The sequence below is a fragment of the Tomitella fengzijianii genome, assembly GCF_007559025.1.
Classification (GTDB): Bacteria; Actinomycetota; Actinomycetes; order Mycobacteriales; family Mycobacteriaceae; genus Tomitella; species Tomitella fengzijianii.
In genome coordinates this window covers 2,426,371-2,440,712 of the sequence record NZ_CP041765.1, presented here as the reverse complement: position 1 = coordinate 2,440,712, position 14,342 = coordinate 2,426,371, and the positions used below count along the sequence as shown (strand labels likewise).

12 protein-coding genes are annotated in these 14,342 nt (G+C 73.7%); 8 read left to right on the top strand and 4 right to left on the bottom strand.

Translation table 11 applies throughout. The annotated features are described in order from the left end of the window. The first annotated feature begins 3 nt into the window (after positions 1-3). Positions 4-1,197, top strand: a complete 1,194-nt coding sequence (locus FO059_RS11080) for a THUMP-like domain-containing protein (protein WP_143908776.1) — start codon at positions 4-6, stop codon at positions 1,195-1,197. Positions 1,198-1,253: 56 nt separating this feature from the next. Here FO059_RS11080 and FO059_RS11075 read toward each other — a convergent pair whose 3' ends face one another. Further along, entirely contained in the window at positions 1,254-2,663 is a 1,410-nt protein-coding gene (locus tag FO059_RS11075) for an outer membrane protein assembly factor BamB family protein (protein ID WP_143908774.1), read from the bottom strand. A gap of 115 nt (positions 2,664-2,778) precedes the next feature. On the opposite strand from FO059_RS11075, the gene FO059_RS11070 reads away from it, so the two are divergent. Next, positions 2,779-3,516, top strand: coding sequence for an acyltransferase (locus tag FO059_RS11070; protein ID WP_143908773.1), 738 nt, complete (start codon positions 2,779-2,781; stop codon positions 3,514-3,516). A 42-nt stretch (positions 3,517-3,558) separates the two neighbouring features. Further along, a complete protein-coding gene (locus FO059_RS11065) occupies positions 3,559-4,932 on the top strand; it encodes a GDSL-type esterase/lipase family protein (protein ID WP_143908771.1) in 1,374 nt (457 codons plus the stop codon). A 31-nt stretch (positions 4,933-4,963) separates the two neighbouring features. Here the strand turns inward: FO059_RS11065 and FO059_RS11060 are convergent, their stop codons facing one another. From FO059_RS11060 to FO059_RS11050, 3 genes are read right to left on the bottom strand one after another with little or no spacing between them, the layout of a single operon-like run. Continuing rightward, the gene (locus FO059_RS11060) at positions 4,964-6,232 is read right to left on the bottom strand and encodes a glycosyltransferase family 4 protein (RefSeq protein WP_143908769.1); all 1,269 of its coding nucleotides are present in this window, start codon (positions 6,230-6,232) and stop codon (positions 4,964-4,966) included. Beyond that, positions 6,229-7,821 (bottom strand): 1,4-alpha-glucan branching protein domain-containing protein, encoded by a 1,593-nt coding sequence (locus tag FO059_RS11055; protein WP_143910674.1) that lies wholly within the window; start codon positions 7,819-7,821, stop codon positions 6,229-6,231. The genes FO059_RS11060 and FO059_RS11055 overlap by 4 nt, the downstream gene beginning before the upstream one ends. A 32-nt stretch (positions 7,822-7,853) precedes the next feature. After that, complete coding sequence (locus tag FO059_RS11050; protein ID WP_233267107.1) at positions 7,854-8,642, bottom strand: class I SAM-dependent methyltransferase; 789 nt, start codon at positions 8,640-8,642, stop codon at positions 7,854-7,856. Between the two features lie 239 nt (positions 8,643-8,881). Here FO059_RS11050 and FO059_RS11045 point away from each other — a divergent pair, with 239 nt between their 5' ends. From FO059_RS11045 to FO059_RS11025, 5 genes are all read left to right on the top strand, one after another. Beyond that, positions 8,882-9,667: an electron transfer flavoprotein subunit beta/FixA family protein gene (locus FO059_RS11045; RefSeq protein WP_143908766.1), complete on the top strand. Its 786-nt coding sequence runs from the start codon at positions 8,882-8,884 to the stop codon at positions 9,665-9,667. A 46-nt stretch (positions 9,668-9,713) separates the two neighbouring features. Beyond that, positions 9,714-10,673 carry an electron transfer flavoprotein subunit alpha/FixB family protein gene (locus FO059_RS11040; RefSeq protein WP_143908764.1) on the top strand — a complete coding sequence of 320 codons (960 nt, stop codon included), beginning with the start codon at positions 9,714-9,716 and terminating at the stop codon, positions 10,671-10,673. Positions 10,674-10,930: 257 nt separating this feature from the next. Further along, a complete protein-coding gene (locus FO059_RS11035) occupies positions 10,931-12,193 on the top strand; it encodes a cysteine desulfurase family protein (protein ID WP_268892904.1) in 1,263 nt (420 codons plus the stop codon). Further along, a complete protein-coding gene (gene mnmA / locus FO059_RS11030; protein WP_143908760.1) occupies positions 12,190-13,284 on the top strand; it encodes a tRNA 2-thiouridine(34) synthase MnmA in 1,095 nt (364 codons plus the stop codon). The genes FO059_RS11035 and mnmA overlap by 4 nt, the downstream gene beginning before the upstream one ends. Further along, positions 13,281-14,312 (top strand): uroporphyrinogen decarboxylase/cobalamine-independent methonine synthase family protein, encoded by a 1,032-nt coding sequence (locus tag FO059_RS11025; RefSeq protein ID WP_143908758.1) that lies wholly within the window; start codon positions 13,281-13,283, stop codon positions 14,310-14,312. Before mnmA ends, FO059_RS11025 begins: the two co-directional genes overlap by 4 nt. The last annotated feature ends 30 nt before the right edge of the window (positions 14,313-14,342 follow it).

Below are 14,342 nucleotides of genomic sequence, written 5' to 3'. Positions count from 1 at the left end.
CCGGTGGGATTCGGCTTCACCGGCGAGGACGTCGCCTATCTGCGCTCGGCGGAGGGCGGCGACGCGCTCGCCGCGGTGGCGCAGTACTCGTTGACCACGCGCACGCACCTGGCCGACCTGGCCGCGGTGCGTGCGCGGTTCGGTGCGCACGCGTCGGCGCTGATCGAAACGGTGCGCCTGCGCCGCAAGGCGTCCGCGAAGCTGGACCGGGCGGATCGCTGGCTGCTCACCGACGACGCGCTGCAGCAGGCGACGCCGCACCACGTGGCCGCGGCGCGGGCGCGTCGGCTGGCCGGCCGGCGGGTCCACGACGTCACCTGTTCCGTGGGCGCCGAGCTCTCCGCGCTCGCCGGGCAGTGCGAGTACGTCGTCGGCAGCGACATCGACCCGGTGCGCCTGGCGATGGCGCAGCACAATATCGGTGCCGGGTCCGGCGTGGCGCTGCTGCGGGCGGACGCGCTGGTTCCGGTCACCGCCGGGACGGTGGTGGTGGCGGATCCCGCCCGCCGCGCGGGCGGGCGCCGGCGGCATGACCCGGCCGCGCTGATGCCGCCGCTGCCGGAGCTGATCGACGCATACGCGGGCCGCGACCTCGTCATCAAGTGCGCCCCGGGGCTGGATGCGGAGGCGCTCGGCTGGCGCGGCGAGGTCGAGGTGGTCTCTCTCGACGGCGGTGTGCGCGAGGCCTGCCTGTGGTCCGGGTCGCTCGGCGAAGCCGGTGTGCGCCGCAGGGCGACGGTGCTGCACAGCGCCGGGCCGGAAGAGCAGTACACCGACGCCCTGCCCGACGAGATACCCGACGCGCCGCCCGGCCGGTGGATCGTGGACCCGGATGGCGCCGTGGTCCGCGCCGGTCTGGTGCGCCACTATGCCGCCGCGCACGGGCTTTGGCAGCTGGACCCGCGGATCGCCTACCTCACCGGCGACGACGTGCCGTACGGGGCGCGCGGGCACCGGGTGCTCGAGCAGGTGCGGTTTGCGGACAAGCCGCTGCGGCAGGTGCTCCGCGCGTACGACTGCGGGGCGCTGGAGATCCTGGTTCGCGGCGTCGACGTCGACCCGGACGCGCTGCGCCGCAGGCTCAAGCCGCGCGGCTCACGGTCGCTGAGCCTGGTGGTGACCCGCATCGGGCGCGCCTCGACGGTGTTCGTCTGCGAGCCGACCGTCGGCGGGACTGCGCCGACGCGCGAAGACTGAGCCGGGGCGGCGGAGGCCACGCGCAGGCCGCGGTGACTCTTCGCAGACGGCGGTGACTACTCGAAGACGGAGACGAGGCCGCCGGCGCCGACGACGACGATCCGCCCGGCGTTGGTGACGACGACGACCCCGCTCGTCCCGGTGGCCGGCGCGAGCGGGGCGGTGGACACGGTGCGACCGTCGCGCAGGTCGAGGACCGACAGCGCGGCCGGGCCCTGCCCCGCGCCGGTGACCACGTAGCCGAGCCCGTTGCCGGCGATCGCGACGGGTCCGGTGGCCCGGATCTCCGGTCGCTGCCAGGCGACGCGTCCGGTGTCGTCCTCGTCGCGCACCGCGATCACCGCGCCTGCGCCTTCTCCTCGGCCATCGGCACCAGCGCCGACGCCCGGCACGATGCCGGTCCCCGTGCCCGCCGGCCGCTGCGGCGCGGCGAGCACCAGGCCGTCGGGCGAGACGGACACGGTGGACGGCGCCGCCAGGTCCAGGGGAATCCGCCAGCGGGGAGCGCCGTCATCGGTGCCCAGCGCCCAGAGCGTGCCGTTCCCGTCGAGCACGTACACGGTGTCGCCGTTCGGGGACAGCGCGGGGGCGGAGGACACGCCGCCTGGGAGGGGCTGCGAACGCCACAGCTCGGTGATGCTTCCGTCGGCGTCGGCATCGCTGTTGTCGCGGTTGATGTCCGCCCCGTTCCCGGCGCCGGGCGCATAGTGCATCGCCACCAGTGCCGCGCCGTCCGTTCCGGGTGCCCGGAACGGGAAGAAGAAGTCGTCGGACCGCGTGTCGACCGCCGGGGGGAACGCCACCGGGCAGCCGGGGCCGGCGGTCGCGCAGTCCTCCAGCCCCTCGTCGGGTGGCGGGGGCCAGTCCGCGGGTGCGAGCGCGACGGACGGCGCCAGCTTGCGCCCGGTGATGGTGCTGAGCACGTTGACCTGGCCCAGGTGCGTGACGGCCAGCACCGCCCGGTCCGCCAGGAACTGGAGCGGGCGGGGTGTGCCGATGACGGGGGTATGCCAGCGGACCGACCCGAACACGTCGAACGAGTCGGCGCTGCCGATGTTGCCCGTGTAGACGCCGGCCATCTGGTCGACCAGCGGCGACATCGACCCGGCGCCGATGTTCTGCCAGGTGCACCACTGTTTGCGGCCGGTGTCGAGATCGAACGTGAACATCTGGCACCCGGTGTCGGTGTGCGCCGAGACGATCAGCTGCCCGTCCGGGCCCGACGCGGCGAACCCCGTGGGCTGCGCGCCGAGGTCGCGGGACCACTGGAGGACGGGCTCGCGCGGCCCGTCCACCTGCACCGCGTTGGCGCCGTCCGCCTGGCCGTGCACAGCCGACCACCCGTCCTGGTAGGCGGGGATCGGTTCCGCCACACCGGCGCACGCGCCCGCGAGCAGGACGACGCCGGCGGCGCCCACCGCGGAGACGGCGGCACGCAAGGCCGGGCGGTGCGACAACAGCGGCATGCAGGGCTCCTCGGACGGCGGCAATGCGCAGTGAGCCTATCGCGCGGGGTTCGCGCGCCCGCCGGACGTGGGCGTGTGGTGGCGGGGCGGGACCGTGGGATTAGGCTGGCGCACCATGACGAGCATGTGGGGCGCATCATTCCGTTCGCGCTGGCAGGGAGCGCGGCGCGGCGATCCGCAGCAGGCCCGCTTCCTCACGCCGGACTCGCTGCGCTGGGTGCTGCGCAACAAGGCCTACACGCCCTGGTATCTGGTGCGCTACTACCGTCTGGCCCGGTTCCGCCTGGCCAACCCGCACGTGGTGCTGCGCGGCATGGTGTTCCTGGGAAAGAACGTCGAGATGCACTCCACACCCGGCCTGTCGCGCTTGGAGGTCGGCCGGTGGGTGCACATCGGCGACGGCAACGCCATCCGCTGCCACGAAGGCTCGCTCCGTATCGGCGACAAGGTGGTCTTCGGCAAGGACAACGTGGTCAACTGCTATATGGACATCGAGATCGGCGCCTCCACGCTGGTGGCCGACTGGTGTTACATCACCGACTTCGACCACGTCACCGAGAATATCCACCTGCCCATCAAGGATCAGGGGATCGTGAAGGCGCCGGTGCGGATCGGACCCGACAACTGGCTGGCGGCCAAGGTGTCGGTGCTGCGCGGGACCATCGTCGGCCGCGGCTGCGTGCTGGGCGCCCACGCCGTGGTGAAGGGGCAGATCCCGGACTATTCGATCGCCGTGGGCGCGCCCGCGCGCGTCGTGCGCAACCGAGTGCAGGATTGGGAGGACGCCGCGGGAAAGCGGGCCGAGCTCGAGGCCGCGCTGGCGGATATCGAAAGGAAGAAGTCCGCGGGCTAGCGGGTCGGTCGGCCGCGCCGCCGGCCGGGAGAGGAGCGCGGAGTGTCGCGTGTTCTGCGCCGGTCGGTGATCGTGGTCGCATGGATCGTCCTGATCGTGGGTGTCGCGGCGGGCGCGATTGCCGCGGCCCTGTGGTTGACGCCGATGCAGCAGGTCAGCGCCGCGGGGCAGACGGTCCGGGTGGGGGTGACGGCGCCGTCGTGGTCGCTGTCCGGCCCGGGCGAGCTGGACCTGTTCGGCCAGCGGATCGCCACGGCGATCGACTTCGCGGGCCCCGTGCGTCCGCGCCTGGCGCTGGACCGCATCACCATGGGTGCGCAGCTGAGCCAGTTCGTCGGCGACCCGGCCGCGGCCGCCGGGCAATTGCAGGACGCCCTGGTGGACGGGTGGAAGCGGTTCTTCGTCTGGCAGGTCGTCGTGGCGGGGGCGGCGGCGCTGGTGCTGTTCGGCGCGCTGGCGGGCTGGGCGCGGCGCGGATGGCGGCGCAGCGTGGCCCTCATCGTGGTGGGCCTGGTGGTCACCGAGGGACTCAACCTGGGCGCGATCATGGTCACCGCCTACAGCGCGCCGGAGAAGCTGCGCCAAGTCGATTCGCTCACCGCGCTGACCGGAGCTGTGCCGCTGCCGGAGGTGACCGGCCCGCCGCGGCCCACGGGCGCGGACGTCTCCCGCGTCGCCGTGATCGGCGATTCCACCGCCGCGGGGCTGGGCAACCCGCCGGTGCAGGACCCCACGCCGGCGGACACCGCCTGCGGGCGCAGCCGCAACGCGTTCGCGGTCAGCCTGGCCAGTGCGGACGGTTGGGACGTCACCAACCTGGCCTGCTCGGGCGCGACGATCCGCGCGGGGCTGCTCGGGCCGCAGGAGGCGGGCGGCATGGCCCTTCCCCCGCAGGTGAGCGCGGACGCGGTGACGCGGGCGGACCTGGTGGTGGTGAGCATCGGGGCGAACGATGTGAACTGGTCGTGGATGCTGCGCCTGTGCGCGGGCACCGGCGACTGCGCCAGCAGCGCGCTGCAGGCCTACTACCAGCAGCAGCTGGCCGACTTCAGCCAGGATCTACTGCAACTGTCGGCGCAGCTCCAGCAGCTGCCGCGCCATCCGGCGGTGATCATCAACGAGTATTACGACCCGTTCTCGGGCGGCACCGAGTGCTTGAAAGGCCTCGGGGTCACCGACGCGAAGGTCGATGCGCTGCAGGACGATCTCGATGCGCTCAACCAGGTGCTGTCCAAGGCTGCGGCTGCCGCGGGGTTCCGCACGGCGTCACCGGATTTCGACGGCCACGGGGTCTGCAGCGCCCAGCCTTACGTCCAGGGCGTCGACGATCCGGCGCCGTTCCACCCCACCGCGTCGGGGCAGCTGGTCATCGCCCTCGCGGTGGAGCAGGCATTGCGGACGGCGCCGGGCGGGTGATCGCCGCCCGGCCCGGGCGCCGGCCAGGACGTCACCGGTCGGGCAGCGGGCGCGCGACGATGACCGGCCGGCCCAGGGCCTTCGGCTCGTGCCACGTGGCGGCGGCGTAGACCTCGGCCGTCTGCGCAGCCACGTGGTCCCAGGTGAACTCGGTGGTCAGGCGCACGTGGGCGGCGCGGGCGAGGTCCTGGGTGCGCTCCGGGTCCTCCAGCGACCGGCACACCGCCTTGGCCAGGTCCTCGGGGTCCGACGGGGCGAACGAGTAGCCGGTGCGCCCGTCCACCACGGCCTCTCCCAGCCCTCCCGCGGTGGAGGCGACCAGCGGGGTGCCCGTGGCCGCCGCCTCCAGCGCCACGATGCCGAAGGGCTCGTATCGGCTTGGCAGCACCGCGGCATCGGCATCGTGCAGTTGCGCGAGGAGCTCGTCGTGGTCGAGCCTGCCGAGGAACTCCACCGCGCCGGTCACGTCGTGGTCGGCAGCGCAGTCCACCAGCCAGCGGTGCTGGGTGCCCTCGCCGGCGATGGTGAGCGTGGTGCCGGGGAACGCGTCACGGACGGCGGGGAGCGCGGCGATGGCGTCCTGCACGCCCTTCTCGTACTCCAGACGCCCCACGTACAGCAGCCGCGGGGGCGCCCCGGGGCCGGCAGGCCGACGGCGTGGCCGGAACGACCACGTCTGCAAGCTGATGCCGTTGCGGATCGTGGTGATCGTGGGCAGTTCCGGGCCGAAGAGTGCGGTGACCTCGTCGTGCATGGACTCGGAGCAGGTGATGAGCGAGTCCGAGGCGTTGGCCAGCCACCACTCGACCGAGTGCACCTGGCGGTTCATGTTGGACGAAACCCATCCCGCGTGCCGCCCGGCCTCGGAGGCGTGGATGGTGCTCACCAGCGGCGCCCGGAAGTGCTCGGCCAGTGCGATAGCCGGGTGGGCAACAAGCCAGTCGTGCGCGTGGACGATCTGCGGGGTCCAGGGCTCGCCCGCGCGCGGCCCGTCCAACCGGCCCGCGCCCAGCGCCAGGCCCGCCCGCACCATGGCGTGCCCCATGGCGAGCGTCCAGGCCATCATGTCCTCGCCGAAGACGAAGTGCGGCGGGTCCTCGGCCACCGCCACCACGCGCACGCCCTCCGAGGTGCGATCCACGGTGGGGTGCGAGTGCGCATCGGTGCCGGAGGGGTGCCGGGAGAGCACCACCACGTCGTGCCCCTGCACGGCAAGCTGTGTCGCCAGGTGGTGGACGTGCCTTCCGAGCCCGCCGACGATCACCGGCGGGTACTCCCACGAGACCATGAGGATCCTCACCGCGTCACCACCTGTGCGCGTGCGGGATCCGGCACTGCGATCCCCGGCGGGGCGGACGCGGACGCCGTGCGCCGCAGCCGGCGCGCGTCGAGGCCGGGGAAGAGCCCGTCGGCGTGGCGCCACGCCGCGGCCAGCGCCTCGGCGCGGCGGGAGTCGCCCGAGGCGGCGGCCGCGACGATCTCGCGCATCGCGTGCGCGTGCTTGTGGGCCCGGTCCCGCGCATAGCCGGCGGCGGTGTCCTTGCTGACCATGAAGGCCCAGTCGCTCGCGACGGCCAGCAGCGCCTCGCGCACGGCCTGGTCGGCGACGGGGTCCCGGTGCCGAAGGCCCGCGGGCATCGCGTCGACGTGGGCCAGCGCCTCGGCCACGACTTCCGCGTTGAGGCCCACCAGGTCGCGCACCTGGTCTCCGGCCCACACCCGCCAGTCCTTGCCGGATCCCCAGGACGATTCGGGCAGGTCGATGGGCTCGCCCACATAGCCCTGCGCGCGGGCGTCGGCGAGGGTGCCCACGCGGATCCCCGCCTCCGGCAGGGCGCGCAGCAGCTTCTCCAGCCACACTGGGCCCTCGTGCCACCAGTGCCCGTACAGCTCGGTGTCGAAGGCCGCGACGACGAGCGCGTCGCGGCCGATGCGCTCGGACTCGGAGCGCAGGCGGGCGCGGATCGCCTCGACGAAGTCCGCGACGTGCTTGTCGACGGCGGCCGCGGCGAGAGCGGGGTCGTACGGCTTCTTGTCCGGGGGCGGGGTGGTCTTGCCGGTCACGCGCGCCGGCTTGAGGCCGGTGTCGTGATCGTAGGTGTGGAAGTCCCGGTAGGCGCCGTGCCCGGGGTAGCCCGATTTGGGGGACCACACCTTGTAGCTGACGGTGAGGTCGCGGCCGAAGGCGACGACGTCGGTTCCGGCGACGGGGCGCCCCAGCGCCGTGTCGCCGCGCAGCGACGGGCCGTCCACCATGAAGTGGTCGATGCCGCTGCGCGCGTAGTCCTGTTCCATGCCGGGCGTGAACGCGCACTCCGGGGCCCACAGGCCCCGCGGGCGGTGGTTCCAGCGGCGCCGGGCGTCTTCGAGGCCCTCCTCGAGTGAGAAGGCCCGCATGCGCGGATCGAGCAGCGGCTGGAACGGGTGCGCCAGCGGCCCGCCGAGCAGCTCGATCACCCCGGACTCCACCAGCGGCCGGATCACGGGCGAGGCGCCGTGCCGCCAACGGGACTCGAATCGTTCCAGGGCCCAGGCGGACTCGCGGTGCTCGCGGGTGCCGAGCTCGCGCAGTGCGGCGACGCTGCTGGCGGTGCCGGGCGCGCCCGCCGCGCTGTCGATGAGCGCCGCCTCGTGCGCGCGTAGCTGCCAGTTGCCCAGCCAGTGGTGCATGCCGGCCAGGCTGTGCGGGTCGTCGAGCTGTGCGGCGAGCACGGGCGTGATGCCGAAGGTGAGCAGGTTCGTGTGCCCCTCGTCGGCCAGGCGCTCCAGGGCGTCGAACACCGGCAGGTACGACGCCGACCACGACTGGTAGAGCCACTCCTCGCCGACCGGCCAGCGGCCGTGGTTGGCCAGCCAGGGCAGGTGGCTGTGCAGCACCAGCGCGAACATGCCGGGTTCGGTCACCGGCGCCTCGGAGCCCGTCACGGTGCTTTCACCGCCGTCGCCACCAGGTCCAGGCTGCCGTCGATGCCGTCGGTGCGGAGGTGGAAGTCGTCGGCCGTCACCGCCGCCACGTCGGCGCGGAGATCTGCGGGCCAGGGCTCGCCTGCGAGCGCGCGCTCGATCTGCGCGTCGATGAGCGAGCCGCCGTGCTTGGCGTCGAGGGCAGCGAGGCGCGGGCCGTGGTGCACCCCGCGCATCGACTCCACCGCGAAGCCGGCGCCGACGAGCAGTTCCGTGAGCTCGGCGGCGTTGAGCTCGCGCGTGTGGAACGGATTGAGCGGGGTGTCCCGGCCGGGGGAGAAGGTGATGCGGTTGGGCGTGCTGATGAGCAGCCGCCCGCCGGGGGCGAGCACGCGGTGGCACTCGCGCAGGAACTGCTCCTGATCCCACAGGTGCTCGATCACCTGCAGGTTGACCACCGCGTCCACCGCGTCGTCGGCGACGGGCAGCGCCGCCAGATTGCCCCGGGTGACCTGCACCGACGGGTAGCGTCGTGCGACGTGGGCGGTGGCGGTGGCGTCGTAGTCGACCCCGAGCACCCCGGCGGCCGCGCCGGCGATGAGCGCCGCTCCGTAACCCTCGCCGAAGCCGGCGTCCACGACGATCCGCCCCCGGCAGGCCTCGACGAGGTCGAGGTAGACGACCTCGTGCCGGCGGAACCAGTAGTTCTCTTCGGCGAGGCCGGGCACGGTGCGCTCTCCGGTGAGGGGGAGTGCGGGGGCGTCGCCGGCGAGGGTGCGCGCCGCGTCATCTGCAGAGTCGGTCACTCGTTGCACGCTAGTAGGTCCTCGGTTTCCCTGTGATTCAAGGTGTCGTACGTACGGGTATCGGGGGTTGCAATCATGTTACCCGTCGGTAACATGTGGGTGGGGGTTGCGTGGCGGAAGGACTGTGACATGCGCTAGAACTGGCAGTGGCAGTTTCACCCCGCCGGCATGCCCGGGCAGGCGTTCAACGATGCGGTGCGAGGGTGACCGCAGACACCACAGGAGGTCGGAGAAGACCGATGCCAAACATTGTCGTACTGATCAAGCAGGTTCCTGACACCTGGTCCGAGCGCAAGCTCTCCGAGGGAGATTTCACCCTGGACCGCGAGGCTGCGGACGCCGTGCTGGATGAGATCAACGAGCGCGCGGTCGAAGAGGCCCTCCAGATCAAGGAGGCGCAGGGCGGCGAGGTCACCGTGCTGTGCGCCGGTCCCGACCGTGCCACCGAGGCGATCCGCAAGGCGCTGTCGATGGGCGCGGACAAGGCCGTCCACCTCAACGACGAGGCCCTGCACGGCTCGGACGCGATCCAGACCTCCTGGGCGCTCGCGGCCGCCATCGGGCAGATCGAGGGCGCCGAGCTCATCATCGCCGGCAACGAGGCCACCGACGGCCGCACCGGTGCCGTGCCCGCGATCATCGCCGAGTACCTGGGCATCCCGCAGCTCACGCACATGCGCAGCCTGACCATCGCGGACGGCAAGGCCACCGGCGAGCGTGAGACCGACGAGGGCACCTTCGAGCTCGAGGCAACGCTCCCCGCGATCGTGAGCGTCACCGAGAAGATGAACGAGCCGCGGTTCCCGTCCTTCAAGGGCATCATGGCCGCCAAGAAGAAGGAAGTGCAGGTCTTCTCCCTCGCCGACATCGGCGTGGATCCGGAGACGGTCGGCGTGGCCAACGCGGGCTCCGCGGTGACGGCCTCGACCCCGAAGCCGCCGCGCACCGCCGGCGAGAAGGTCGCGGACGAGGGCGAGGGCGGCAACGACGTCGCCAAGTACCTGGTCGGCCAGAAGATCATCTGACCGCCGCCCCCCGCCACACCACCAGACCGTTCAAGGAGTTAACACAATGGCAGAGGTACTCGTCCTCGTCGAACATGCCGAGGGTGCGCTGAAGAAGGTCACCACCGAACTGCTCACCGCGGCGCGCGCGCTCGGTGAGCCCGCCGCCGTCGTCACCGGCCCCGCCGGCACGACCGACGCGCTGGCCGACGCCCTGACCGCTGCGGGCGCCGAGAAGATCTACGCCGCCGAGTCCGACACCGTCGACAGCGTCCTCGTCACGCCCAAGGTCGACGTGCTCGCCGGGCTCGCGGAGTCCGCGTCCCCGGCCGCGGTGCTCATCCCGGCCAGCGTCGAGGGCAAGGAGGTCGCCGGCCGGCTGGCCGCGCGCATCGGCTCGGGCCTGCTCGGCGACGTCGTCGAGGTGAAGGGCGACGGCTCGGCCGTGCACTCGATCTTCGGCGGCGCATTCACCGTGGACGCCAAGGCCACGGGCGACCTGCCCGTGATCACGGTCCGTCCCGGCTCGGTCGAGGTGCAGGCCCAGGCCGGCGCAGGGGCCCGCGAGGACGTCGCGGTGCCCGAGGCGGCGGAGAACGCCACCGTCATCACCAAGCGCGAGCCGGTCGTCGGCGGCGACCGCCCCGAGCTGACGGAGGCCACCATCGTGGTCTCCGGCGGCCGTGGCGTGGCGTCGGCGGAGAACTTCGAGAAGGTCATCGAGCCGCTCGCCGACGCGCTGGGGGCCGCCGTGGGCGCGTCGCGCGCCGCCGTGGACTCCGGCTACTACCCGGGCCAGTTCCAGGTGGGCCAGACCGGCAAGACGGTCTCGCCGCAGCTGTACATCGCCCTGGGCATCTCCGGCGCCATCCAGCACCGCGCGGGCATGCAGACGTCCAAGACGATCGTCGCGATCAACAAGGACGAAGAGGCCCCGATCTTCGAGATCTCCGACTACGGCATCGTGGGCGACCTGTTCAATGTCGCCCCGCAGCTGACCGAGGCGGTCAAGGCGCACAAGGGCTGACGCCCGACGCACCGCCCGCGGCCCCGCGCCCTCGACGAGAGGGTGCGGGGCCGCGGCTGCATCGGCGGCATCGACGCGGGGCGGCGGGCCCGCGGCGACGGCCGCGGAGGGCGCACGGCTATCCTGGTCGAGCAATGATTCCGTCCGTACCGAGCGCCGGCGGCGGGGATGGCGCCACGCCCCCCGCCCAGACTGCTGGCGCCGCATCCGCACATGCAGTAGCCCCAGGCGGCGGCAGGCCCGCGCGCCGCGACCGGGTGGCAGACGGCGCCGCGGCGGCACCCGCCGAGCGTGGGGCCGCCTACCTCGATCACGCGGCCACCACCCCCATGCGGCGGGTCGCCGCCGAGGCGATGGCGGAGGCGTTCGCGCGGGTCGGCAATCCGGCGTCGCTGCACGGGTCGGGCCGGGCGGCGCGGCGGCGCGTCGAGGAGGCGCGCGAGGCCCTCGCGGCGGTACTCGGCGCGCGCCCGTCGGAGGTGCTGTTCACCGCGGGCGGCACGGAATCGGACAACCTGGCGGTCAAGGGGATCTTCCGTGCGCGGCGCGACGCCGAGCCCGCGCGTCGCCGCATCCTGGCCGGTGCGGCCGAACACCACGCCGTGCTCGACGCGGTGGAATGGCTCGCGGCGCACGAGGGCGCCGAGGTCACCTGGCTGGCCGTGGACGACGAGGGGCGCGTGCTGCCGCAGGTCCTGCGGGAGGCGCTCGCCGTCTACGCGGACGAGACCGCGCTGGTCTCCGTCATGTGGGCGAACAACGAAGTCGGCACCGTCAACCCGATCCGGGAGCTTGCGTCCGTGGCCGACGGGTTCGGGGTGCCGTTGCACACCGACGCCATCCAGGCCGTGGGCCACGTGCCCGTGGACTTCACCATTCCGGGGCTGTCCGCGCTGAGCATTGCCGCGCACAAGTTCGGGGGCCCGCAGGGCACCGGGGCGCTGCTGCTGCGGCGCGACGTCGCCTGCGTGCCGCTGCTGCACGGGGGCGGCCACGAGCGCGAGGTGCGCTCCGGCACCGTCGACGTGGCCGGTGCCGCGGGGATGGCTGCTGCGGCGGCGGAGGCGGAGCGCACGCTCGCCTCCGAGTCGCGCCGCGTCGGCGGGCTGCGCGACGCGCTGGTGGCCGGCGTCCGGGAGCGCATCCCCGACGTGCTCGTCAACGGTGCGCGCGGCGCCGACGATCTGCCGACGATCGCCCACCTGACCTTCCCGGGCTGTGAGGGCGACTCGCTGCTGATGCTGCTGGACGCGGCCGGGATCGAGTGCTCCACCGGCTCCGCCTGCACCGCCGGCGTACCGCAGGCCAGCCACGTGCTGATCGGCATGGGCATGGACCCGTCGACGGCCCGCGGCTCGCTCCGCTTCTCCCTCGGATACACCTCGACGGCGGCGGAGGTCGACCGGCTGCTCGAGACGCTGCCGGCGGTGGTGGACAGGGCGCGCGCGGCGGGAATGGCCGACGGGCACCGCAGGCGCGGTACGGAGACGGCGAGCGAACGACGAGAGAGTGTGCGATGAGGGTTCTTGCAGCGATGAGCGGCGGCGTCGATTCCGCGGTGGCGGCGGCGCGGGCCGTCGACGCCGGCCACGACGTGGTGGGCGTGCACCTCGCGCTGTCGACGGCGCCAGGTGCGCTGCGCACGGGTTCCCGCGGCTGCTGCTCGCGCGAGGACGCGGGGGACGCGCAGCGCGCTGCGGACGTGCTGGGCATCCCGTTCTACGTGTGGGACTTCGCCGAGCGCTTCCGCGAAGACGTGATCGAGGACTTCATCGACTCCTACGCCGCCGGCGAGACCCCCAACCCGTGCCTGCGCTGCAACGAGAAGATCAAGTTCGCCGCCGTCGCCGAGCGCGCCTTCGCCCTGGGCTTCGACGCCGTGGCCACCGGCCACTACGCGCGCCTGGAGGGCGGCGTGCTGCGACGCGCGGTGGACGCGGACAAGGACCAGTCCTACGTGCTCGGGGTGCTCGACGGCGAGCAGCTCGGCCGCGCGATGTTCCCCGTCGGCGACACCCCCAAGCCGCTGATCCGCGAGGAGGCGGCGCGGCGGGGCCTCGCCGTGGCGGACAAGCCGGACAGTCACGACATCTGCTTCATCCCCACCGGCGATACGCGCGCGTTCCTCGGTGCGCGGATCGGGGTGCGGCCCGGCGCGCTGGTCGACGCGGACTCCGGCGACGAGCTGGGGCGGCACGAGGGCGTGCACGGGTTCACGGTGGGCCAGCGCAAGGGCCTGGGGCTCGAGCACCCGGCCCCGGACGGGCGGCCGCGGTACGTCACGGGCATAGACCCGGACTCGGGCACCGTCACCGTGGGGGCCGCCGAAGACCTCGAAGTGCGGCACATCAGCGCCCGGCAGCCGCGGTGGACCTCCGCGCAGGCGCCGCAGGGGAGGTTCGGCTGCGTCGTCCAGGTGCGTGCGCACGGCGGGATCGCGCGGGCCGAGGCGGAGCTCGTGGGCGAGCAGATCCGCATCGACCTCGCCGAACCACTCACGGGCGTCGCCCGCGGTCAGGCCGCAGTGCTCTACCGCACCGATCCGGACGGCGACGTCGTGCTGGGCAGCGGCACCATCAGCGATTCGGCGCGCGCGGCCGCGCACCGGTGACCCTCCCGTTCGGCACCGCCACGGGGCTCGGACCGTGGCCGGGCACCGATGAGCACGAGGCCGCGCGGACGATCGTCGGCGAGCTGGGGGAGTTCCCGCACCTCGCGGAGCTGCCCGCGCGGGGCCTCGGTGCCGACGCGGTGGGCCGCGCCGCGGCGATGCTGGTGGACCTGCCGGTGGACGTGTCCACCACCGGGTACCGGCTCGCCGACCGGCCGGGGACCGTGCTGCGCACCGCGCGCGCCCACCTGGCCCGCGACCTCGACGCGGCGGAGGAGGCCTGCGAGCGCGCCGGGGTCCGGGGCGCGGGGACGCCGTTCAAGCTGCAGGTATGCGGCCCGGTCACCGCGGCGGCGCGGCTGGAGCTGCGCTCCGGGCGGCGCGTGCTCACCGACCGGGGTGCGGTGCGCGACCTCACCGACTCGCTGGCGGAGGGCGTGCGCGAGCACGTGGGCGCGGTGCGGCGCAGGTTCGGCGTGCAGCCCGTGCTGCAACTGGACGAGGACGATCTGGGCGCGGCGCTGGACGGCGCGCTGCCCGGCCGCACGCGGTACGACCCGGTGCGCGCGCTGCCGGAGCCGGAGGCGCGCGCGATGCTGGGCACTGTGATCGAGGCGGCGGGCGGCGTGCCGGTCATCCTCGGCGGCCCACGCATGCCGGCGGCGACCGGCCTGGCGCGCGGTGCCGGGGCGGCGGCGATCACGATGACACTGCACTCGGCCGGCAGCGTGCGGGAACCCGCGATCCTCGACGGCCTGGGCGAGTGGCTCGACTCCGGCCGCGGGATCCTGCTGGGCCTCGCCCCGGCGGGCCGGCCGGAAGGTCCGACGCCGGACTGGCACGCGGTGGCCCGGCCCGCGGTCCGGCTCGTCGACGAGCTGGGCTTCGCGCGCGGCACGCTGGCGCGGCAGACGATCGTGACTACGGAGAGCGGCCTCGCCGACGCCGATCCGGACCGGGCGCGCGCCGCGGTCTCACTCGCGTGCCGCATCGCCGCCGGGTTCGCGGGGGACCCCGACTCGCTGTGAACATGCTCCGGGACGGCCGCGTCCCGGAGC

Coding starts and splice junctions, on each gene's coding strand:
- mnmA (WP_143908760.1), top strand. CDS start 12,190: ATGAGGGTTCTTGCAGCGATGAGCGGCGGCGTCGATTCCGCGGTGGCG.
- FO059_RS11040 (WP_143908764.1), top strand. CDS start 9,714: ATGGCAGAGGTACTCGTCCTCGTCGAACATGCCGAGGGTGCGCTGAAG.
- FO059_RS11070 (WP_143908773.1), top strand. CDS start 2,779: ATGACGAGCATGTGGGGCGCATCATTCCGTTCGCGCTGGCAGGGAGCG.
- FO059_RS11075 (WP_143908774.1), bottom strand. CDS start 2,663: ATGCCGCTGTTGTCGCACCGCCCGGCCTTGCGTGCCGCCGTCTCCGCG.
- FO059_RS11055 (WP_143910674.1), bottom strand. CDS start 7,821: ATGTTCGCGCTGGTGCTGCACAGCCACCTGCCCTGGCTGGCCAACCAC.
- FO059_RS11045 (WP_143908766.1), top strand. CDS start 8,882: ATGCCAAACATTGTCGTACTGATCAAGCAGGTTCCTGACACCTGGTCC.